Source organism: Vibrio sp. 03_296 (genome assembly GCF_002265885.1).
The window spans coordinates 1-1,046 of record NZ_NPKW01000650.1 but is presented as its reverse complement, the minus strand read 5'-3'; the positions used below and the strand labels follow the sequence as shown (position 1 = coordinate 1,046).

The 1,046-nt window shown below is 46.6% G+C and carries 3 protein-coding genes; all 3 read right to left on the bottom strand.

Features of this window, described 5'->3' with window-relative positions; all coding sequences use genetic code 11:
* On the bottom strand, positions 1 to 82 hold an 82-nt coding region (locus tag CIK04_RS34240), incomplete at its 3' end, for a glycosyltransferase (RefSeq protein ID WP_325205877.1).
* Between the two features lie 116 nt (positions 83 to 198).
* Positions 199 to 468, bottom strand: coding sequence for a hypothetical protein (locus CIK04_RS34235; RefSeq protein ID WP_325205876.1), 270 nt, complete (start codon positions 466 to 468; stop codon positions 199 to 201).
* Between the two features lie 253 nt (positions 469 to 721).
* Positions 722 to 910: a hypothetical protein gene (locus tag CIK04_RS34230; RefSeq protein WP_325205875.1), complete on the bottom strand. Its 189-nt coding sequence runs from the start codon at positions 908 to 910 to the stop codon at positions 722 to 724.
* Positions 911 to 1,046: the final 136 nt, after the last annotated feature.

Here is a 1,046-nt window from a genome sequence, read left to right as displayed (position 1 = left end):
CCTCTCTTACCTGCTCTGGAATCCCTCCAATATTGGCTCCAATCACGGGTTTTCCATACGCCATCGCCTCAAGAACGGACATTGAACAGTTCTCGTAGCACTCTGACGGCACCACGATCGCACTGGCTTTTTTAATCTAGTTGAGTCAATGCATCGCCAGATTGAAGCCCAGAAATTCGATCATGCTGTATTGCTGTTTTAACGTCTCATGCAGTGGGCCATCCCCCACCACTTTGAGCGGCAGCAAGCGTTGTGACTGTTAGATAAGCAGCCGCCAGCGTTAGCTATCGCCTTTTCCTGACTTAATCGTCCTAGATAGAGAAAATAACCGTCATCACTGACGTCGCTGCAATCGACGTTTTCATCGATGCCATTGACAATCACTTCAATGTGGTTTTCTGGTAACTTGCGGCGCAAGATGCTCGCAAAGAAATTCGCTCGGAGAAATAATCCACGTCTAAGCCGCACGAATAATTTCCCGCTAAAGATTGATAGGTTGCTTCGAGTGAGAGCAACACACTTTTAAATAAGGATCCTTGTTGGCAACGGTAACGTGTCGCGTTCCAAACACTGCCATCTAGGCACGCTTCGCAAGTTTTACCTTGGCGTATATCATGGTGTAACTCGGGCAAGCAATTTTCGTATCGTGCGCCGTGAGTACCGTTTTGCAACCGCAGATTTGCCACTTTAATCAGCGAGGGTGTCAACTGATGGTAAATCATTATGTAAAATGTACGATTTGTGGTTTTTCTTGCTCAATCAGTGTTTTTAGCTTGGCACACGCATCACTGTTGTGAATAAACGCCCAAGCGGTCTTCAAACTACTGCTGATCCCATGCCCTTGGTGGTAGTCGACGTTGTCGACAAAAAAGTCACTGTATGAGGAAGTGAGGTTTTTCTCATGCTTCATGGCGAAATCGATGATCTCGAAACCCGCCGAATGAACGCAGCTCACCGCTCTTGCAAAAATCGACCGTCTCAGCACCGCCTTTCAAAAAGAAGAACTTGTTAACCAACAATATTTTCATGCCTGCTCTCCTTTCGTT

Coding starts and splice junctions, on each gene's coding strand:
- CIK04_RS34230 (WP_325205875.1), bottom strand. CDS start 910: ATGAAGCATGAGAAAAACCTCACTTCCTCATACAGTGACTTTTTTGTC.